Source organism: Idiomarina sp. OT37-5b (assembly GCF_002968395.1).
Taxonomy (GTDB): Bacteria; Pseudomonadota; Gammaproteobacteria; order Enterobacterales; family Alteromonadaceae; genus Idiomarina; species Idiomarina aquatica.
The window spans coordinates 1235600-1257131 of sequence record NZ_CP027188.1 but is presented as its reverse complement, the minus strand read 5'-3'; the positions used below and the strand labels follow the sequence as shown (position 1 = coordinate 1257131).

The 21532-nt window shown below is 47.1% G+C and carries 19 protein-coding genes and 1 pseudogene; 5 read left to right on the top strand and 15 right to left on the bottom strand.

Features of this window, described 5'->3' with window-relative positions; all coding sequences use genetic code 11:
• Positions 1-220: 220 nt before the first annotated feature.
• Positions 221-805, bottom strand: coding sequence for an alpha/beta hydrolase (locus C5610_RS05855; RefSeq protein ID WP_262340052.1), 585 nt, complete (start codon positions 803-805; stop codon positions 221-223).
• 558 nt (positions 806-1363) lie between these two features.
• Here C5610_RS05855 and C5610_RS05850 point away from each other — a divergent pair.
• Positions 1364-1831 (top strand): GNAT family N-acetyltransferase, encoded by a 468-nt coding sequence (locus tag C5610_RS05850; protein WP_105306350.1) that lies wholly within the window; start codon positions 1364-1366, stop codon positions 1829-1831.
• A 173-nt stretch (positions 1832-2004) separates the two neighbouring features.
• On the opposite strand, the gene C5610_RS13805 is transcribed toward C5610_RS05850, so the two are convergent.
• The gene (locus C5610_RS13805) at positions 2005-2160 is read right to left on the bottom strand and encodes a hypothetical protein (protein WP_316042302.1); all 156 of its coding nucleotides are present in this window, start codon (positions 2158-2160) and stop codon (positions 2005-2007) included.
• A gap of 104 nt (positions 2161-2264) precedes the next feature.
• Between C5610_RS13805 and C5610_RS05840 the strand changes: the two genes are divergently transcribed.
• On the top strand, positions 2265-4319 hold the full coding sequence (locus C5610_RS05840; protein ID WP_105306349.1) for a TonB-dependent receptor: 2055 nt from the start codon (positions 2265-2267) through the stop codon (positions 4317-4319).
• An 11-nt stretch (positions 4320-4330) separates the two neighbouring features.
• Entirely contained in the window at positions 4331-5455 is a 1125-nt protein-coding gene (locus C5610_RS05835; RefSeq protein ID WP_105306348.1) for a PepSY-associated TM helix domain-containing protein, read from the top strand.
• A gap of 25 nt (positions 5456-5480) precedes the next feature.
• Here the strand turns inward: C5610_RS05835 and C5610_RS05830 are convergent.
• A pseudogene (locus C5610_RS05830) lies at positions 5481-5839 on the bottom strand (DUF924 family protein).
• Between the two features lie 319 nt (positions 5840-6158).
• Here C5610_RS05830 and C5610_RS05825 point away from each other — a divergent pair.
• Positions 6159-6611, top strand: a complete 453-nt coding sequence (locus C5610_RS05825; RefSeq protein ID WP_158682668.1) for a hypothetical protein — start codon at positions 6159-6161, stop codon at positions 6609-6611.
• A gap of 182 nt (positions 6612-6793) precedes the next feature.
• Here C5610_RS05825 and C5610_RS05820 read toward each other — a convergent pair whose 3' ends face one another.
• From C5610_RS05820 to C5610_RS05805, 4 genes are all read right to left on the bottom strand, one after another.
• Positions 6794-7042, bottom strand: a complete 249-nt coding sequence (locus C5610_RS05820) for a hypothetical protein (protein ID WP_105306346.1) — start codon at positions 7040-7042, stop codon at positions 6794-6796.
• A gap of 92 nt (positions 7043-7134) precedes the next feature.
• Positions 7135-8370 carry a hypothetical protein gene (locus C5610_RS05815; protein ID WP_105306345.1) on the bottom strand — a complete coding sequence of 412 codons (1236 nt, stop codon included), beginning with the start codon at positions 8368-8370 and terminating at the stop codon, positions 7135-7137.
• A gap of 179 nt (positions 8371-8549) precedes the next feature.
• Positions 8550-9494: a glycerophosphodiester phosphodiesterase family protein gene (locus C5610_RS05810; RefSeq protein ID WP_105306344.1), complete on the bottom strand. Its 945-nt coding sequence runs from the start codon at positions 9492-9494 to the stop codon at positions 8550-8552.
• A 69-nt stretch (positions 9495-9563) separates the two neighbouring features.
• Positions 9564-9866: a hypothetical protein gene (locus C5610_RS05805; protein ID WP_105306343.1), complete on the bottom strand. Its 303-nt coding sequence runs from the start codon at positions 9864-9866 to the stop codon at positions 9564-9566.
• Positions 9867-10268: 402 nt separating this feature from the next.
• Between C5610_RS05805 and C5610_RS05795 the strand changes: the two genes are divergently transcribed.
• The gene (locus C5610_RS05795; protein WP_222843007.1) at positions 10269-10574 is read left to right on the top strand and encodes a hypothetical protein; all 306 of its coding nucleotides are present in this window, start codon (positions 10269-10271) and stop codon (positions 10572-10574) included.
• Between the two features lie 100 nt (positions 10575-10674).
• Here the strand turns inward: C5610_RS05795 and C5610_RS05790 are convergent, their stop codons facing one another.
• From C5610_RS05790 to C5610_RS13680, 8 genes are all read right to left on the bottom strand, one after another.
• Positions 10675-10962, bottom strand: coding sequence for a cupin domain-containing protein (locus C5610_RS05790; RefSeq protein ID WP_222843006.1), 288 nt, complete (start codon positions 10960-10962; stop codon positions 10675-10677).
• Positions 10963-11223: 261 nt separating this feature from the next.
• Positions 11224-14163 (bottom strand): DEAD/DEAH box helicase, encoded by a 2940-nt coding sequence (locus C5610_RS05785; protein WP_158682667.1) that lies wholly within the window; start codon positions 14161-14163, stop codon positions 11224-11226.
• Entirely contained in the window at positions 14156-14950 is a 795-nt protein-coding gene (locus tag C5610_RS05780; RefSeq protein WP_105306338.1) for a Hachiman antiphage defense system protein HamA, read from the bottom strand. Before C5610_RS05780 ends, C5610_RS05785 begins: the two co-directional genes overlap by 8 nt.
• Before the next feature lie 259 nt (positions 14951-15209).
• A complete protein-coding gene (locus C5610_RS05775) occupies positions 15210-15617 on the bottom strand; it encodes a hypothetical protein (protein ID WP_158682666.1) in 408 nt (135 codons plus the stop codon).
• Between the two features lie 63 nt (positions 15618-15680).
• On the bottom strand, positions 15681-18656 hold the full coding sequence (locus tag C5610_RS05770; protein WP_105306336.1) for a TrlF family AAA-like ATPase: 2976 nt from the start codon (positions 18654-18656) through the stop codon (positions 15681-15683).
• A gap of 441 nt (positions 18657-19097) precedes the next feature.
• Positions 19098-19838: a class I SAM-dependent methyltransferase gene (locus C5610_RS05765; protein WP_105306335.1), complete on the bottom strand. Its 741-nt coding sequence runs from the start codon at positions 19836-19838 to the stop codon at positions 19098-19100.
• A 434-nt stretch (positions 19839-20272) separates the two neighbouring features.
• On the bottom strand, positions 20273-20887 hold the full coding sequence (locus tag C5610_RS05760; protein WP_105306334.1) for a hypothetical protein: 615 nt from the start codon (positions 20885-20887) through the stop codon (positions 20273-20275).
• Positions 20888-21364: 477 nt separating this feature from the next.
• Positions 21365-21487 carry a hypothetical protein gene (locus tag C5610_RS13680; RefSeq protein WP_262340051.1) on the bottom strand — a complete coding sequence of 41 codons (123 nt, stop codon included), beginning with the start codon at positions 21485-21487 and terminating at the stop codon, positions 21365-21367.
• Positions 21488-21532: the final 45 nt, after the last annotated feature.

Here is a 21532-nt window from a genome sequence, read left to right as displayed (position 1 = left end):
ATTTGAAGTACGAACTTGGGCCAAAAGTTAATTTCTTCAGTGAAAAGTGGATGCCAAACGTATATCAACGTTAAGCTCCCCGGGAAGAGTAACACCTTGGTGCCAGGCATAGGGCCGCCGAGAACGTCGTATAAATTCCAGCTCAACGCAAAGGTCACTGCGCCAACAACGACTGAGATTAACCCTGCCCATACCGCAATAGTTCGCGTTTTGGTTTTCATTAGGAATCAACTCGACAGCCGGTGCCGTTCAGGAAATTAGCGATAACGTGAGTAATTTCGTATTTAAGCCATTTGGGGCCGTAATCCGTCATGTCGTTGTGACGAGACTCTGGTATTTCTGTGACGCACATACCGTATTCTTTTGCCTCACTTGTTGTGGGCAATACGTCGTCGTCAGCTGGGTAATCACTACCTCGAATGGAGAGGACAGTGACATCGTTTCTTCTGGGAAGTGGAACGCGCCGATGATCCAGTGTGATAACGGTGTCGATGTAGTCCTTGCCGTCATTTGCAAGCCAGGAAGAAATATCCCCACCATTTGAATGGCCAATAAGCAGCAAATCATTGAAGTTATATTTTTTATATGTAGGTGCCAAATTGTGTTTTACGAAGTCGAGTGTTTCGGCGCCTCTCATCCAGTTCTCACTTCGCGTTTCATATAAATTACCCGCTACCGACAACGGGGGATCGTTCTCTAACTCATGCCCAATTGCTACCACCATATAACCGAGGTCGTTTAGTTGCTTGGACAGAAAAGTGTATTTTGTATGCGAGACGCCATAACCAGCGCTGAGTAATGCCACCGGGCACTTTTGAGTCTCATCGCAATTTTCCTTCAGATTAGGGTACGAGACTTCTATTGGGATATGCCGGTCTCTGGATTTATCGTAAATCGTGTCGCCTGCGAAGCTTAAAGCACTGAAAAGTAAACTTGCGCATAATATGAGGAGTTTCAAATTTATCATCCTTTATGATTTGATTCTGGCGATTGTCGACTTTACTACGGCTGGTTAAAAAGATCTTTGCTTCGGCTAATAACTAGTTAAGATATTTAGTATCCGCTAAATCGAGCATTTCAGTATCCTCTAGGGTATCTCCATAAGCGTACACATGCCCGTACTCGTGCAGGTTAGCCACGGCACGAATTCGGTCCGCTTTTCTCTTGCCCGTGCAATCGCCATTGGTGTGTGATGGTGCCATCAAAATCGAATAAGGCAATGTCCATATTTATCCAGTCATCCTATACTTTATACGTTTCACTATTTAACCTCTTACGGCTGCCGAAGTCACCCCATTGGAACGTTTTGAAAACGAACGATTACGGCAGAGTTCTTTATAAACTCCCGATACAGGCCACCAGCATGATTGAAATCAGAAACTACCGACAAACTGATGCGCCGGCGTTGCGGACGATTTTCTCTGACACGATTCGACGGGTGAATGTCGCTGATTACTCTGGCGCCGAGGTTGAGGCGTGGGCCGCCGGTGGTCGTGATTGCGCGGTATGGCAACAAAAAATGGACGCTATTGCACCGTTTATTGCTGAAGCTGATGGTGAGATTGTCGGCTACGCTGACCTTCAGCAAGACGGCTTAATTGACCACTTCTTCTGTCATCACAACTACCAGGGCAAAGGTGTGGGTCGACGTTTGATGGCGCATATTTTTAGCGTTGGTCAGTCACTGGGCATCTCGAGATACTATTCTATGGTGAGCATTACGGCCCGGCCATTTTACGAGCGGTTCGGTTTTAACGTCGTTAAAGCGCAAACGGTTGAAATTGGCGGGCAACGACTTCGTAATTTTTACATGGAGCGAGTGGTCGATTAAGCACCCTGCCCCTATTTTGTCTGTAGAATCTAGACGGATTGCGCTGTCAGTCATTGGCTTATTATCGTGCAACCGGCGATCAACTCGGTCCACGTTTAAACGCTGGTAACTCAGGTAACGCGTCTTCCCAACCGGCGCTGCTGGATGTAAAAACATGAGCCGTGGGCGATAAATCAGGCCGGTTGTCGAGAGCCCCTGCTGGCACCACCAACAGCCCCCCCGTTGTCCTTCTGGCAATGCTGACAATGGCAAAGGTAAAAGCGGTCGAACTCACCGGTTACTTCAAATGTCACCTTGCCACACAGGCAAGAGCCTGAATACGTCGTCATGTGTGCTCTTAATAAAAATTAAATAACAAATATTGCAAATACGAACAATTCTCACTAGCATAACCTCCTGAAGCTTTTTAACACCGTCACGGAAGGTAACAATAATGAATAAGTTCGTTTTAACTGGCGTGGCATGCGCCCTACTCAACACGCCAGCGTTCGCTCAATCAAAGGACGCCGAATCTAAAGAACAATCGACAAAAAAGGCGATCGAAAAAATTGAAGTCGTTGGGGCATCAACGAACTTTAGCGTTACCGCAGAAGATATTGAACAGTTTCAAGCTAACGACCTCGCTGATATTTTTCGTGAATCGCCCTCGGTTAGCGTGGGCGGCTCTGTTGGTGTTGCACAAAAAATTTACGTTCGCGGATTGGAAGATGCCTATCTGAATGTAACGGTCGACGGTGCCCAACAAACCTCAACCCTTTTCCACCATATCGGCCGTGTCACGCTTGATCCTGATTTACTAAAACAAATTGATGTTCAAGCGGGTGCCGGTGAAGCCACCAATGGTCCGGGTGCTATTGGCGGTGCGATTCGCTTTAAAACCAAGGATGCGCAAGACCTGCTGAATGAAGGCGAGCAATTCGGTGGACGCGTCAAAGCCAATTACTTTTCAAATGATGGAACGCGTTACAGCGGCACCCTATACGGTAAGCTGAACCCATCGTTTGGGCTTTTGGGCTATTACAGTGCGGTTGACCGCAACACGATGGAAGACGGTGACGGTGATAAAATTTACGGAACCGCTGCCGAGCAAGAGCTCGCTTTTATAAAAGCCAGTGGCGATATCACCGATAAACATTATTTGTCAGTCAGCCTTGAACAGCGTGATGAAGAGGGGCAATTTTCCGCCCGACCTAATTGGTTCGTAGAGGAAGGTGCGCCACTTTATCCAAGCGCAGCAAAACGCGATACCTATGTTGCAAACTACCGTTTTGATCAGAGTGAATCGATCTATTTGGAGGCGACCGCTTACCACACCCAGTCTTCATTCCGTGGCGGCCGCTTCGATTGGCTGGCCAACATCGACACAACCGGTTTTGATTTACGAAACACCACCGATCGTCTCTACCACAGTTTTACCTACGGTGTTGACTATCGTAAAGACGAAGTGGAAAGCGGACCAGCGAGCGGACCTATGGAAAACGCTGAAGAAAGCAGTGTAATGGGCATTTATGCGCAAGCGCATAGCAATATCACAACGGACCTCGTGTTAAGTTATGGTGTGCGCTTCGACGATTATGATTTTCAGCAACGTATTCTTCTTGATGAATATTATGGCGAGCCCGTAACAGACACAGCAGTTGGGCTCGATGATAGCGAATTAAGCATCAACGGTGGGCTTTCCTATCAAATCACGGACGCCTGGAAGTTCGGGTTAAGCTATGCTGAAGCCGCTCGCGGTAAAGAAATTGGTGACGGCTTTACCTTGGATGAATACCTTTACGACAGTGACGATGTTCCTGTTGTCGGCAGTGATGTAGTTCCTGAAACGGTTGAGAATATCGAAGCGTCGATTGAGTACAGTGTCAGTCGCTTGAACACCAAACTGAGTATTTATCAGTCAACCATTCACGATGTAATTTTTAGTGGTTTTGGCGGCACGTCAATTTATAACAACATTGGTGACGTTGAATCAACCGGTATCGAGTTGAATATAGCCTACCGCTGGGACAACCTCGATTTGTACTTTGGCTTTTCCGATGCGGATGCCGAACTAAAACCACACCAGACTCTTTATAGTCGTAGCTACGACTCTATTGATTTAAACGGCTACGAGTTTAACGGCTTAGGTAACAGCCGGGGTAGCACCCTAGTACTCGGTGCCGATTACTTTATTGACCGTGATGTAAGTATTGGGTTTAACGCGAAGCACGTTGACAGTATTGCTATCGAAACCCTGCACCAAGCACTCGAAAATGGCTGGACCGATTCGTTATATACACTCAATAAACCAAGTTATACCGTACTTGATATTTACGGTAAGTGGGATATTACTGGCGATCTGTCCGTTAACCTAGCCATAACCAATTTACTGGATGAGCTCTATATTGATCACTCAAGCGTTGGTGATTACAGCGACGTATTCCCTACCGTCATTGGCCCGTATGAAGCCGGTCGCGACGTCCGTTTGTCGTTAAGTTATGACTTTTAGGCGTCAACAAAATGGTCAAACTGCCTAATTCGGTAAAGCGGTGGATCTTCTGGATCCACCTTACCGCCGGAATGATCGCGGCGCTGTTTATTTTTACCATGTCAGCAACCGGTGTTTTACTTACCTACGAACGACAGATAAAAGAGCTTGCCGAAATGAGTTATGCGGTTGAGCCAGAACCTGACAGGCAGCGCATAACAACTGACCGTGCCGTGGCGATATTGCAGGAGCTTCATCCTAAAGAACCTCATATTTACGTTCGCTGGGTAAACCGTGACGGCGCAGCGGTACCGGCATGGGCTGGACCCAATAGCTATTTGCTGCACCCTTATAGTGGGGAAATACTGCGCGTCGGTGAAGGCGCCGTGGCCGAATTCTTCCACATTGTGACCGATTTACATCGGTACCTGTTACTCGAAGGTGATTACCGTAGTATCGGCAAAGCCCTGAATAACTACGCTAACCTGGCGTTCATTTTCTTAATACTTAGTGGTCTTTATTTGTGGTTGCCTAAGCGATTATCTCTCAGGTCCCTAAGGTCGCAAAGTTGGCTACCCAAGCGCTATAAAAACGCCCATCATCGAAATCGTCAGTGGCATTTTGTATTCGGCATATGGTCGTTGCCCGCGCTATTCGTCATTGCAGTAACCGCAACACTGTTTCACTTTGACTGGGCAAACAAAGCGCTTTACGGCTTTTATGGTGAGACCGTTCCAGTACCTGAAAAACATGAGCCAGTCACATCACTCGCTCAAGGCCAAATAGCTTATGAAAAGCTGTTCGAACGCGCCAAACACCATGCCAAAGAAAATGACTACGGCGACTGGTATTCCATGTGGATGGAAATTGGTGAGCACCCGCACGAAGCCCGATTTTACATCGATAAAAGCATCGGACACAGACAAGAACTCGCGTATTCTCTGTTTTTCGACTCCCGCACCGGACAGGTCACTGATGTGTTGCGAAAAGAAGACTGGTCCATGGGCGATCAAGCCTGGGGCACCGCGCGATTTTTACACACGGGAGAGTATTTTGGCATCGTAGGACAAACCCTTGCAGGGTTAGCGTCCCTCCTCGCCTGTATTCTGGTTTATACTGGCTTTGTGTTGGGTTTACGACGTATTCGACGGAACTGATAAAAGCCCCCATGTCGAACGATCGCTAAAAACTCGAGCCGGGCTGCTTCAGAAAGGCCAACTCTTCTTCACTGGAAGTACGGCCTAATATGTCGTTACGGTGCGGGTAGCGGCCTCCTGCGCCAGCACCAACGCCATAGGGTCCTGACTAAATGCCATCGGCGTGTCGCGATAGACATTTCGTGAGAACTGATCAAGGACAATAATTTCGGCCAAACGCCCTTCTGCGCTGTGTCGCCAGCGCCAGCACTCTCCCGCCGCCGCAGCCACTAAAATGTCGCTAAAACGCGTTTTTATGGTGTTATCCAGCGCATCGCTCTTGGCAAACCATTGCTTGGGTGTCAGCTCGTCGAACCAGAAATCGATAACAGCTTGCGGATTCATTGTTGTGCTCCTGATGTAGACCGTGATGATAGTTGAACCAGACGTCGATTTGCCTTTGCTTTATAAAGAACTTATCGTAGTTACACTATCTTGACCAACACGGATGTGCTTCAATTGCTTTTTCTCCACCTCGGTTAGCAGGGAACAACTACTTTACCTTTTATACTGCATTTATAAACATCCTACTTTAATTTTTCGTTGTCTTTTAACAGTAAATGACTTAAAAATACAATGCAATTACGAAGCCCAGTCATCGTCGTTAAGGAGTGCACAGCGATAGAATACTTCACTGCGTGGGCGGCGAATCAAGGATAAATTTGTGACAAAAATCACTCTTGTTAGAAAACCATATAATTTCGGAACAGTGTGTGTTGTTTTTATGGTCTTTTTCATAGCATTTCTACACTTTGCTGCCCCTGATGTTCCCCCAGAGCTAAAGTTTAAAGCTTATTTTTCAAACGTTTTCGCTTGCATTGCTCTAGTTTATGTAATAGGAAAAGCAATACTGTCATTCAAGTTGCCGAAATCAGTCACTATAGATTTTAAACTCGAGGAAATTAACTTTAGCAGCGGGGAAGAGTTTTACTTTAAAGAGGTAGAGCAATTCATTCTTGAAAATAGATTTGGCTTCCATAGTTTGAAAATAAAATCTAACCAAAGGCAAGTTTCTTTAGAAAATTTTTATACTTATAGTTTTGATGAGGAAGACCATCTAAAGCGCGAGTTTAATAACTATAAGAGCTTTACTTACGTCGAGAGAAATAAGTTCTAACACTGGACTCCAACAGTAATCTTTTCGGGAGAAATTGGCGATTCGTGTTCGTTTGCCGATTATAAAAGTTAGAGGATTTAACTCACAACCACCGTTCGGCCAATAACTGACGAAAGTAGCTGGGGTCATCGGCAGGAGCCATAGGATCGTTGTTTCTGCCCTCAAACGAGCAGGCTGTGGTATCAATGCTCAACGTCACAATAACCTGCGCTTGAAAAACGCTCGATCAAATCGTGCGCTTTATCCGGACGTCCCATATTCACATAAATCTGAGCCAGTGTTTGCGGTTGGTCAGAGAATTCAGCCAGAATGGTATTCACTTCGCCATCTCGTAACATTTCGGGAATGGCATCAAATATGCTTTCCTGAGCGGACAAAGCATTTACCGATAATGACAGCGCGATGGTTAAATACGAGATTATTCTTTTCATTGTGAGCTCCATCGTTAACTTCCTCCTAGACATAAAACCTATCATTCGGTGAGTGCCTTGCTTTAATCGATGAGCTTCCTGATGTAGACGCTTTAACTGCCAGCCAGTAAATCCCGAAACCAACGTTCGGTATCGGCATTTGCGAGCGATGCTATTTTTGTAAGCAGCGCTTCGGTTTCTGTCACGTCATTGGCCATGTACCAGTCGACAAGTTCATTAAAATCGGTTTCTCCCAACTTGTCTTGCAACTTCATTAAGGCAATCGGCCCGAGGCCGTAATTTACTTTGTGCGATGCTCTGCGATCGATATCCGAACGCCAGACAAACGTCTCGCCCTTCGCTCGGCTCTGCCAGCCTTTCACGATGTTATTGAATGCCTGTTCACCGTAAACCCGCTCAATTTCTTGTGCCGAAATGTATTCCGCGAATGACTCAACCAGCCAGTAGTCGTGCGACATGGCGCTGGTGTAGCTGGTCCAGTTATGTGCCAGTTCATGGCACAAATATTGGTGAGTATGAACGTCAGCCCCCAGATTCTGAATACTGAGTGAAATGTAATTGCCTCGGGCAAAGCTGGGGCCTGCGCGTTTGAGCAAAACGGTTTGTGCGCTTTCCAGCGGTGCCAGCTTGCCGAAACGTTGGTTCATCTGCTTGAAACACTGCAATCCCGTTCGCGAGACCAATTCGGCCATCTCGGCATTGCTACCGTCATGAACAACCGTAAAGCCCTCTTTATCGAGGCGGGCAGGCTGCTTCTCAGCATATAGCGATACATCTATTGTGGGGTGTTCACTGCTGATTTGGTACGACCGTTCGCTGCGGGTCACGGTGCCTGGCCCAAATACCTGCCAGTCGTCGCCCAGCTCAACCGAAACCGTCCCGGTAATTGGCGTCGAGAAATCGCTGAACACCGGATGCCAGGCCGAATCAATGCTCAGGTGTAGGTCATTGGCGGTAATAAAATTGCCGTGCTGAGCCTCATTATCAATCGAGCCGGCGTACTCGATGCGTACAGACTGAGGTTTGCTATTGCCCGCCTCGCTGAACTTGATGATCACCTCACTCCAAACGGGTACCTTTTTCGATTGCTCAATATCAAAGGAGCGAATGTTTTCCCCCGTTACCGACGTTACCGAAAACTTTTGATTCAGAAATAACGCCACGGCACCGTTGGTTATCTGCTCAACGGGTATCTCAAACGCCGTTACCGCGGTTAACGCTGAATTATCGGGTGAGAATGCCAGCTTCGTCTGATATTCAACGGGCTCCGATGCCATGGCAGCACCGGAGAAAAGACAGAACGCTAATGCGCTGACTCGATGTTTCATGTTTCGTCCCTGATGATGGTTAACAACATTTTTGTAACAATACCATTCGCTCACATGAAATTCATCAGGTAATAATAAGGCTATTACTTTAACTGCTACATCAGCAGCAACAACTCGCTGACCACTAATTCCGGCTCATCAAATTGCACAAAATGACCGCTTTTTCCGTAAGGACCACTTCAATCAATCTGAGCTGAATGAATAAAATCCCGATCGCTGGTTACAATACCTACCCCGTCACTGATTAGGTTTACAAGGTCGGGATTTACCGCATTATGCTTCGACCAGAGGTAAACTTCTGTGCCATGATTTTGCATTCTTGAAGCAAGTTGTTCGGGAAAACCCCAAAAATAGTTAGTCATGGAAGGAGGTATAAGCAGTAAAGTGTTCTTACAGGATTCGGGGACTATGCCTGCCCAACCGACGATCAGATAATCAATACCACAGCTTTTAACGCTGCCAACACTCGCTACGCGGACTTCTGGTGCATTTACATCAAACCACCGAACGCCTGCTGAAGACGTAATCACCGTAGTATTTTTGCGTGAAAAGGAAGACATGCTAGATAGGTGAGAAGATAAAACGTTAAAAGAGAGCTCGTCGTCATTTTTCAAGTTTAACCAGAATATTTGCTCCGGATATAACGCGTAAAAGTCGCTTAATTTAGATATTCTGAAGCCCTTGTTTCTAAACGGAAACGTTTTACCGCCATCTGATGTGTAACCGTATCCCGCGTCAATCTGTTCCAGATCAGCAAAATCACTTTCGCTCAAGGGGCCGGTTCCATCAGTCGCACAATCCAGGGTCCAATCGTGAAACACAACAAGTTGGTTGTCTCTTGTGCGGTGTACGTTCAGATGAACGACGTCAACTCCAGCTGCAACCGAAGCCGCTACAGCCTCTCGAGTATTTTCGACGGTATTCACGCCAGACTGTTTAAGGGAGGAAGCTGTGCAGCCAGTCGTTTGCAACGTCTCATAATCAACTAAGCTTCCACCTCCGCGGTACGCTACAACATACCCCTCCTTTTTGAGGTCAGGTACAAGCAACACGGCATTTAACACACCCACTAACACCGCAAGAAAAACGACGCCCAGCATTACTTTAACTGTCTTTTTTAGCATTTAACCGCTCTCCATGCGGACCAGATGTATTTATTTTTAATTTTTCGTGTTTGTTGGCGGCTGGTGAGCTCACCCCCTTTGCCGCCTCGGAAACAATTTGGATGCAATAAAATCAGCCCATAGCGTAATAACACCCAATAACACCGGTACAGCCACGTCAAAAATACTGTCTAACGGCCCAGGCGTACTTTCTTTGTCGGTAGCATAGGAACCAATAAGCTCTATTCCGAAATAAAAAAGACAAAATATAGCAATACAAGAGAGCGCACCCAGCGGGTACTTAAGTCCAATGAGTCGATTGACCAGGACGACACCGCCAATAAGAGCGATGGGCAAAACGATACGAAGCACTTCTGTAAAAAGTTCTGACATTGTTTAATACCTTAGGTGGTCGTGGTTCGGCCACGGTTTAGCTCGTCAGACTGACCGCAGGTTTCTAGTCGAGATTCCAATTCCGACACTCGCTCATCAAGCTCATCTATCCTTGCGATGTGGTATCTGTGATAAAAACCAAAAACCGTAAACATTAACGAACTGAGTATCAGATCACCACTATCCCCTTCTATCAGTATAAACAGCAAAAAAAATGCCACTAATGTTATGATTAGGGGGTGGTTAGGGTTAATCGGTAATTTATCCACTTTGTACACGTTCAGTCTCCTTTCTGACGTAAGATTGCACATAAAAACAATAAGCTAAAGAAAAAATCGCTACTCGTTTACAATAGTAAACTTACCCCGTATTGTTTCAATGATTTCTGAACAGGATAAATCAGTGAGACAATTTCTTTTAAGAACCACAACGATAGGTATTCTTTTAAACCTGCCGCCACTGCTGGCACAGCTTATGACACTGCTTAAACTTGATATTACCCCTATCATTTTGGCAACGCTGTTATGGGCAAACACCCCACTACAATACCTCGGTATGGCATCAATCTTCACTCAACAACAGATAACCTTCGAGGAATGGGGTGTAAGCCAGGCCGCTCCTGTGGTTTGGATGTCGGTCGTATTGTTTTGGCTACTCCTGGCAGGCCTTATCAGCGCTATAAGCTTGCTACGGATAAGCAGAAGATAAAAAACGCATAAATGACCCGGTCAAGCAGGTTGATATCGCTCTGTCGGTACCGAGCAGGACTCTATCAGCTTGAGATTGCGGAACCAGGTAGCATTCATCATCAAATCCAAACGTCATTTTCAGCGGTTTTACTGCCCTTTTCATCACCAGTGTTGACCACACCCCGCGGCTCGATCAATAACACCTGCGCCTCTTGCTCGGCGTAAGGCTTATGTTCAACGCCCTTTGGCACCACGTACATTTCACCCTCAGACAGCTCAACATGGCCGTCTCTGAAGTCAATGCGCAGACGCCCCGCAAGCACAATAAAGGTTTCATCGGTGTCCTTGTGGTCATGCCAGACAAAGTCACCTTGCAGTTTCACCACCTTGAACTGGTAATCGTTCATCTCGGCAATCACTTTTGGCGACCACTGTTCAGTAAACAGGCTGAGTTTTTTTTAAAGTTTATCGGTTTGTGCGGCATGGGGGTCCTTTAGGTTTGGTCTGGTTTGTGCCAATTGCGGACGTTTACGTCCGTCCTCAAGTGCGCGGGAAAGCAGTTTCACCTTACAGGCGTTTTTAGGCAATTCTAGAATCTTTTCCAACTACAACGCGGGGAGCATGAGACTCTTTTTCATTGATTCAATTTTGGGCACTTCACGGTACAATTAGCTCAAACTCAGCTCTTCGCATATTCTATTGAAGCTGAGCACTGGAACTCTGGTGTCCTGTTCTAACTGTAATCTAACAGCCTCGCTATTATTTCTTAAGAAACGCAGCAATCGATTTCTACGATACTGTACGTTGTTGGCTTCCAAATACCGTTGGATTCCCCATACTGCCAACCTATCTGTTGCTCCTCGTTCGAATAGATCTAACTGTTGCAGTGCGCCCAATCCGTACTGGAGAAGTGAAGACCAATTAAGTGCAAGTTCTGAGATATTTTCACCGTGTGAATTAATGGCCAATTGAGTAGCTTTAGACATTGATTCTTGAAGCTTGTAGCCAAGCGAACTACAAACCAATTCTAGTGCATCATCAAATTCAATATCTAGATCTTTGGAAATCTCAAAATATGTACGACCACTCAACCAAAGTCGAATGACCTGCAGAAGTACATCGTCTTCAATATCCTCTAAATGGAGAAGGGGATATTCTTTTACCTCTAGGACGACTTCTCTTAACCAGTCCTCGTTTAAAACACCTTCCAGCTCTGTCCACAGGTCCATCTCCACTACTTCTAATCCTTCGAGGTAGTTGAAATATCTCGGGGATGCACCACTGGATTTGAGTGCTGGCCAACGCGCTGCATCAATACTTTCTTGGATATGCTGTGACCTGAGTCGAAATACTTCTTCCATCCTTGCTCTCAATTCATCAGTATCGCAGTAACGAAAAGCTAAAGTAGACTCAAGTATATCCCCCAAATGATCCTCAAAATCATTTAAGTCCATATCTCCAGGAACCAAATCAATTAGAGCCATATCAATCCGATCAAGAATGCTTAAGAACTCAGGATTTTGACGCTCAAACAAATCGTTACTTAACTGAATATTGAGCTCTCTAATGCTATTATCGATATTTCTAATAAGGTTAAAAAGTGCGCCTTTTGCAGGCTCCATTCGTTCATCTCTAAAAACAGACTCTGCAATATTCTGTTCATCTGAATTTACAAAAATCACTCTGCCTCTTGCTTCTTTTCCAGCTCGGCCTACACGCCCTACGATATTTTTTATATTTCGAAGCTTAATAGGCTCCATGATTTGACCATTAAATCTTCTAATCGTATGCATGACTAATGTGCGGATAGGTAAATTGACTCCTTCAGCAAGAGTAGTGGTGCAGATTAGAATATTAAATACATTGCCCTGAATCCCTTCTTCCATCTCCCTTCTAATTTCTTGAGGAAGGTCGCCGTGATGAAACCCAATCCCATGTGACAACAGAGCCTTCAATTTGTGAGTCGTTCCAAATTGGAATTCAATATAATCTCTAAGTTGCTCCAATGCCTCAGACTGTTGAAAATCGTCATTGCAAGAGAATGCATCATTCTCGAACAGCCTTAGCATCGCATTTGTTAACCCACTAACGCCATTAGACCCCTTCTGAGTTGTAAATATCGCAACAGCACCGTGTTTTCTAGATTTGAGCGCACTTATGCTTGCCAGCATCGCCGGGGAATCACGCTGGGGTAGTAAGTTTCTATTTCCTGTATCTCGGTTAATAAATCTAAAATCATCCTTAATGATGAAGTTTCGAAGAAAGTAACTTTTCGGCTGTCTATGAATTGTATTGAACGAAAGTTGCCAGAAATCCTTTTGTTGTCTTCTTAAAATAGCGTAATCAATCTCAACTGGCTTATATTCAGAAACCGATAAAGCCTCTTCACCCCCTCCAAGCCAAGCATGTATTTCATCGATATTGGGTAGAATTGCAGAAATAAATACGATTTTTCTTCTAATATCCTCATTAGACTTTAACCTTGTAAGCAAGATTTCATATTGAAACCCTCGACTTCTATCGTCGATAAGATGACCTTCATCGCAAATGACGGTTTTAAACTCTGCGAGCAACTCAGAATTCATTTGACTAATAGCCACTAGTTTTTCGGGGGTCACGATCAAGACATCCGTAGTCTCTATATTCTGGCCTTCGCTTCTAGTGGGTATATTGCCTCCATATGCTGCTAATACATTGATGCCAGCTAACTGGAGACGTGTCGAAATCCCTGCCTTGATTTCTGCGGCTAATGCCCTAAACGGTACTATGAAGAGTACTTTTTTCTGCCTGACTCTTACTTCGTTAAAAATCACAATCTCGCATAAAGATGTTTTTCCTGAGGAAGTAGGCATTTGAAGGCTATACACTTCGTCTTGGTTACTTAGAATTCCATTTTGAAGTGCAATCTTCTGAGAAGGGAAAAGCTCCCAAATTGAAAACGTTCCTTCATTAAAAAGAAACGGCTCCCAAACCTCAGGTAAGAACTCATGAGCGAAATTTGAAAGATTTGTTCCAACGCTATATTCACAATATCTTTCAAGGCACTTAAGTAGTAGTTTTGATGCAATATATAGTCTTGGATCTTCTCTCAACCCCAAGGCCATTGAATCTCTAATATTGTCAGTTAACTCATCCCATATTTTTCCTGTCGGCAATCGAGCAACATCAGAAAATAACTCTTCATAGCTATTGGAAGATGAAATAGACCTTAGTAGAAAGGTGTAAAGGAATTTTTCTTCATCTAACAACGAATCAGAATTAGATACATCCTTTAGGATTAAGGTTGCTGTAGCTGGATAATCAGAGATATAGAAACACGCAGCCGCATAGATCAAGTTAAGTGTGGGGTCTACCCCTTTAATGTAGCGAGCAGCTGCACTCTTCGAATAGATAAGCAAGGTCTTCGCCAACTCACGCAAATCGGATTTTAAAGCATTAGTATCCTCTTCCCTTAAGCTCTCGAAGATCGCGGAAAAGGCGCTGATATATAGATCGTCTGTTCTGCTTTTAACTGCATAACCTGCCCATTCCTCTTCAGGTATATTGAATTCAGCTGCACTTTCCCAAGATTCAAGCTGCGCTATCATATTTCCGAGAGCATTATTCATTAGGCACCTCATCTAAGGCGCGCTGAAAGCACCTTTGATAAACATCCCTGAGCCCAGGAACTCCAAGAACCACGACCTCAAACGCTTCGCTTTGTTCTGGCAAATCTAGTTCTCTTTGCAGCTCCCCATCCAGTAAGTTCCTGTCAATGATGGCAAATGACCGATAATATTTCTGAAATGTTGTAGAGACTGCTTCATCAGAAAACCTTGTGTATAACGCTATGGCTTCAGCGGTGTCTTCGGCTACTGCTCGCTCTTTTAGCCAAGTAAGTGTTCTCGACAACCGCCCAGTGCTATCGGATACGTAGCCTTCAATCGATTTTTCTATTGGTAAAGTTCTATTGCTAGGTGTGGCCATTGCTTTTGCTTCGGCGCATATTACGAAGTCGTTTTCAGAAGGGGCTCCTTCGTTTTCTCGAAACAGTAATATGACGTCCGAATGAGGCGCAGCTTTATTCCGATCTTGCTTTAGTTGCCATTTCATTACTTCAATAAGCTGCTCTTGCCGCTCACTGGACAAATAGAATAAAGATAGAATTTCACCAAAATCACCAGACATCACTGCGCCTGGATTAGGGAATTTGCTCCCGATTATTGCTGACGCAGTTTGCCCGCTCCTCTCTATTTGGCCAGGTAGACTTTCACGTCGAAAATAACACCAAGGCAGTTTTCCAACCAGAAAGTCCTCTAGAATTGCCTCATTGCCCTCACTAAGAACATGAGTCCTTACTTCAATAGCACCTTCGGGCTTTTGATAGTCTTCAAATAAGTCGGCGACATCAACCATGAGCTTTTAGATTCCAATTCATTATTTTTCTATTCATATCAGTGGCCAATTTTCCGCTACTTAAAGACTCATTGAATTCCGAGCTCTTCCAACATTGACTAAGTTCGATTCAAGAAGTTTCGGGGGAAAAGTCACCAGCCTGACTATGATTATTAGCACTATGCTCTTGGGATTGCGTCCCGCTTTGGGCTGACTTGTAGCCGCGCAGCATTGGAAAGGCTGTTCCAGCCCCAGCAGGGGCGACACAACACCCGTTTTTTTAAGTTTTATCGACTTCCCGCAGAGTAATACTGGTCTTGGATTTATTAATAATCCAACCTTCTGCCCAATCAATGGCTTCCTGCTCCGACTTGAAAAGGTTGCTCTCTACATCGAAACTCATGGCTATCCCTTCAGGGCTATCAAACTTCCCTATTCGAGATGATACGTAAAGAATTACCACCGCTTGATACCCGCTGTACCCTTTACTCGGTCCCACGTAAACATAGCAAGGGTGAATATCTGCAGGCATATCAAAATCAACTGCAAATTTTTTGTTGCTCATTAAACCTCCGATAGAAAAACTTAACGCCCGGCTCACGCGCCGGTTTGGAGCCGTAAAGCGGCAAAATTCGATCGCTGTGCAGTCGATTGTTAGGCCGGCTATGTAAACTGACTCTTTCAGCATGCCCTCTCCAAGGATCGCCATGCTGGTGAAACGACGCGGACGAAATTGCCATCATAGTCCAACCTATCGATCGAGACGAACGCGAAGCCGCCTCGCTCGCTCCCTAAAAGCAGCTTCGCCACCTTCAAGGATGTCACAAACCACCTTGCGGATCACAGCATCCTCTAGCCCACCCGCTACATAGCTGATTGGTGGCAGACCACCTGAAAGATGCGGACCAGCTTCGGCGACGATGATCTGATCCGCGTCGGTATTGATCACGAGATTGGCGTTGTGCGTCACCATGATGACCTGACGTTTCGCCTTCGCCGCGATAAATAGCGCCACCAGCTCGTCGAATACCGACTTTGGATCGAGATTTTCCTCGGGCTGGTCGATAATCAACGGTCGGTCGTCAGAGTCGTCAAGAGCAAGGTAGAGGAGCAACAGGACGATCCCACGCGTGCCTGGTGACAACTTGCGGATGTCGACACCGTCGTAGGAAATCTCGTAGCGGACGGCGATATGTTCGGTTCCGAAAAGCCAGTGTGCGAACCGCTTCGACCACGCGCGGAATTCAGTTTGCTGCGTTGGGGAAAATGGCGCGTGCGATAAGAGGTCTTTCAGGTATTTTCCCATAAAGACCGTCATAGCATTCTGAACCTCGGCGGCAGAGCCGGTTTCCCATGCAGGTTTGAGAGCGTCCGTCGCGGCTGCGATCAACGAGCCGCGCCCGTAAAAAGGGCCCGCCTTGCGCCGGTCGAGGAGCTCCTCTTCGGCAAACGCGCCCCAGGTCTGGACGTCGGCAATCCTGCTGACCGAAAAGCTGAGTTTCTTGAGCGTGCCCGATGACGCGGAAAGGCGAGCCATCAGCGGTGCGTACAGGCCAGCCAGTGCGTTTTGCTCGTTTATGATGGCCTCGAACACGCGGCCATAGGTGTCGTCGCGCTCAGCCTGCAGATCCTTCCGCCGTGCTTCTGCGCCCTTGGCGTCAGTAAGCCGTGCTTCCAAGGTCCGAAGCGTCGAATTTTCTTGCGCAATCCGCTTTGTAAGTGCCGCGTATTGCTCACGAACTAGTTTGTCCGCGCCGAATAGCGCCTCGAGTCGTGCCATCTCTGCTTCGATCATGGCAAGCGGAAGCATCGCGAGATCTGCGTTATCGGCAATCAGGGCAACATTTGGATCGCCGGGCGGTGGCGGAGCACCGTTAAGCTTGCGAACCTCTCCGTCGGCCCATGCAGTGTAGGCAGTTAGGCTCTTGTCGACATCGCCCTTGTAGATCAGCAAGAACTCGTCCCATTGACCGGTGTTGAGGCCACTATTGTTGTGTCGCGCCTGGATCTGACGGAGCATTTCAGGCGCGCCGGTAGCGCGCATACTGCGAACCTCGTCCTGCAGTGCGATAAAGGTTCGACGCTGATTGTTGTAGGCTTGTATCTTGGTCCTGAGCGCCTGTGCCGCCTCGCTGAGCTGGGTGTGCCTCGCGACCTGCACGTCAGTACCCTTGACCACCAGCTTAGCCTGGTCAGCGGTATAGCCAGCGATCAGCTTCTTCTTTTGCTCAACCTGTTTGCTAAGGCTAGACACGAGGCTCTCTTTCTCGAGCTCGGAAGCAATAACGTCGGAGATGTCTGCGATCGCCTCCGCCTCACGCTCTCGCGCTTGCTGGAAGCGAGCGGTCCGTTGCTCGCGGAGCTCAGTGAAGTCAATCGCCCACTCACGGTCGTCCTGTGAGTGGGAATCGAAGATAACGCGCTCAATCTCATCGACGAGACCATCTGAGACACCTGTGGCCGAACACAGCTCCTCGACGAATTGCTGAGAGAGATATCTCGCACGAGGGAAAGACATATGGCCGTTTGCGTCGCGACCATCAAGTGCACGTGTCTCCGTCGCGCCGCCGCCCCAAGTCAGTGTCGTGGAGGAGCCCCCGATGAGTTTCCGTGCGCGAGCAAGGAACGATGGGCTGACGTTCTCGTCAGCCTCCCAGCCAGCTGGAGTTATTGCATCGCAACCAGCGGCAATCACATCGGCCAGTGCCGTCTTGCCCGATCCCCGCGCGCCTATGATGGCGACTAGGCCGGGATTGAGTGGAATATCGGGCGTGGCCGCCCAATCTGCGTCTTCAATGTGTACATGCGAGATGACCTGCGACGGCATGGCCGAACTTGGCGGTTTCTCACCAACATAGGCCCGGCCTTCCGGATCGATGCAGGCCTGTCGTAGGGCATCAAATGTCAGTGCACCCTTGACCCACGAGAAGCGATTGTCGACTGGCTGCCCAACGGACGCTTGGTCGTGGGAGTCACTTCCATGGAGACACGGTTTACACCCGTCATAGCGCGAGCGCAGCTCTTCGACGCTGACGCTCCGTTGGCCGATCCAGAATTCACGCTGTGCGACACTGCTGGAGAAGATGATGTGGGCGAATTTCTCTATCTCCTGGCGAACGGTCGCGTCTGCGGCCTGACGGACGCCGGAAGTGCCGTCACCGGAACCGCCAGCAACAGCGATCAAAATGTTCCTCTTCGCCCATTCGCTTTCGGCGATAACCTTTCGTAATTGATCGAAGTTTACTTTGAACTGTGTGGCGCCGTGTCGAAGCGCGGCGCCGTCATCAGTGATGGTCGCGTCTGAACTTTTGCCCAACTTTATCAGTTCCTCGCGCGTGCAATCGAAACGGTCGCCAAAAGCATGGAACTGAAGACGCTTGAGAATGCGTTTCACTTCTGAGAGGTGCTCAGGGTCTTCAGGGCTAACCAGCAAATGGATGTTCACGAAGCCCGTTTTAGCCGCCACATCGAGGCGCAATTCGATGTTAGGGAAGATTAAAGACACATCGGGCAATCGGCCTGCGTCCTTATGCTGAAGGAATTCCTCATATGTGTCGGTAACGTAGTAGTCGGTGACCGCGACCGCCTCAACCCTCGGCGTCAAGGCTTCAAGCGTCGAGAGATATGAGTTCCAAGGGTCGGATACACCGAATTGGTTGTTGAGGATAGTGCCGGGCGCATGGATATGCGGCTCCCATCTATGCCATTCAGAACCGCGATTGATCACTTACATCTCCAAATTATCATTCTTGTTTAGGTCGTCACGACCACGCTCAATAGGAAAGGCCTAACATTTGTATATTGTGCGTGCGCATTTAGAAACTCGTCCAATTAATAGTTTTCGGTTCTTAACTTACTGAAAAAGCGTGTATTCCTAAGTTCAAAGGTCCCGAATTAGCAAAGGCAATTTGAGCATGCTCAGTTACACTCTACCGAGCGCACAATATCCAACCTTTATTTTTATTATGTAATTGACATTAAACGACTTAAATACACAACACAACAACAAAACGCGCAATATTGCCGAAATGAATTTGCCGTTCGTCGCTAGCGTCATCCACACTTGTTAATAATGGGACGGCTAATCATTAGTTGGAGCAGGCAGGGGGAATAAGGTCCGCTGTTCGCTCACAGCGGACGTTTAGATAGAGTTTCTAATGGCCTCAGGCTATTTAGATTTTTTGACGATAAAAAATTGATAGCCAAACTCTGCCAAATAGTTTTTGTAGATAGCAAGTTCAGCGGCTATGTCATTAAATGCTTCTGACCTTGGTCGTTCCGACATCAACTCAGCAAGTCGCTGCTCCAGCGATTCATAATAGTCACGCCAACCCTTATCATCGAGAGTAAACGTATTGATGAGTTCGTAGCCTGCTTGCTGAATTTGTGCCTGGCGTTTGCCAACGGTTTGCATGTCCGGGTATTCGCGTGACCAAAATTCTGCGGCTTCATGGCTGCGGTTGTCGGTTAACCAAACGAGGTCATTGAATACCATGAAACCACCGGGCTTTAACAGTCGTTTCCAGGCCGCCAGCGCTTTCTCAACACCCAGTACGTAAATGGATGTTTCGCACCAAAGGGTGTCGGAGGATTCATCGGGGAAGTCGATATCGGCCATACTCATGTTAAGCGGCTTTACCCGTTGCGTTAAGCCGTTGGCGTGCAGATGCTCCGAGAGCTTGTCCAGGGCGGTCTGTTCGTTGTCTATCGCGGTAATGTGAGCGTCAAGTGCGTTGGCAAGTACCAGTGTTGCAGCGCCCTTTCCGCAGCCGATTTCCAACAACGTTTTCGGTGGCGTTGGTAACTGCTTGAGTGCGTGCAAGGTGTCGGCTGCGGTGCCGGGTCCCCAACGTTCAACGCCGTTAAACACCTTAAAGAAATCCTGCATGTAGCGTTCTTGTTCGTTCATAGCTTGTGACAACCGTTTCAGTCTGGGGGCTTCCTGTGCGGACAAACGCGTTTGGTCGGCGATGTTCGCTCCACTGGTTGGTTATTAAATCACGTTTTGGCGGAACAATTTAGTATCTTAAAAAAAGTCCCTCCGCAGAGCGAAGGGACTTTCAAAGGGACTTTCAAATGGACGTTCTACTACTTTTTCACGAGGAGTGCGGTCTGTCCCGCCGTCATCGCCCCCTGGGCGTTACTACTTAAGGAGACACACGAAGTGCTTAAGGAGCTTTTTTCAAAGCCCTTTTATTTAAGCACCCTCTCCTCGCGCTGTCTGTAGAAATAAAACGCATCGTGTTGTGCGAGATCGCTGTATGTTGCGGGTTCAGGCCGTAAAAAGCCGACTAGGCGCTGCAAAGTCTGGCTGTTCTCAAGAACGAACATTACCTGTGGTGATCAATCATCTTGTCGGTGCGTAATTATGTAAAAATGGAAATTGCCGTCCTCGTCCTCTTTGCCATCGAAGTGATGGCCCCATTGCTGGATTTTTATATAATGTTCGTAAACCTGACTGGCTGCATCTAGCGATTCTGCGGAGCCTCGCATCAAACAGGTTTTAATACGACACTGCAGATAGTCCACGTTGATGTTCTTAAGCGCGTCAAACTGCATAAAGTTTGTAATCTCTCCCTCACGCGAAGTGCCCCAGGAACTAACACCATTCTCGTTAACAAAACGGTCAACGATTTTTGGGTAATAGCTATTTTCCCGCGCTACTTGTGCGTAAATCCCTCGAAAGTGAAAAGGATGTTTGCCAATAAGTTCTTCGGTGCTATTCGACGATTCTTGCTCGGCTTTTTCTCGGGAGCTATCGGCTATTTTGGCGTCTGATTTAACCGTTTGCCGCTGGCTCACCGCTTGCTGCATAACGCCTGACTCTGCGGACTCAACCGCACCTGAATTGAAATTAGATGGAGTTGGAGGTTCTGCCTCTTGCGACTGGCTAACTCCCAACCAATAGCCTACCCCACCTGCAACTAAGGCGGTTACGGCGATAGCTGTTTTACTCATTGCATCTTCCCTGAACTAAATCGTAAACCTTTTATAGCTTAATTAGACGGTTGGACTCAACACGAATTGTTCGGGCGACGTCTGACGGTAAGAATTTTTAAGCTTTTGGGCGCCGGCTTCATTTAAGCATTACAGTTTTTATTACTGGACTCGTTCAACCCTTCGCGATTCATTTTTCAAGACTGCTATTGATTCTACAGCGGTGCAACGACTTAAAGATATCTCATTTTTAGGCGCTGTAGATTACACAACGAACAAAGACATTTCTGGTAGCCGTTTTGAGCATTCACTAGTAGTTGCCACTATCGCACAGTATGCGTGTTCAATTAGGCAGTATGACGCTAACAAACTTAGCTGTGCCACACAGGCGGCCAAGATAATTGTCGCTGAGATTGTTGCGGGGTCACCCGAACACGTATTTCGGTTTAATCCGATCACCGATTTCGGTCTATCCGAACAGTCCATGGTGGGTCAGTTTTATTGACCGTTTTTGTCGACGTTGATGTGCCAAGGCCGCAGTTGGTCGAGGTCATCACCGTCGTTGAGTAACGGCAGTTGCTCGGGGGGCGTCTTAGATCGCGGTTGACTATAAACTGGCATGACCCCTTGGTAGCAGTCAGAATTTTTTTGTATTAAATTAATGAG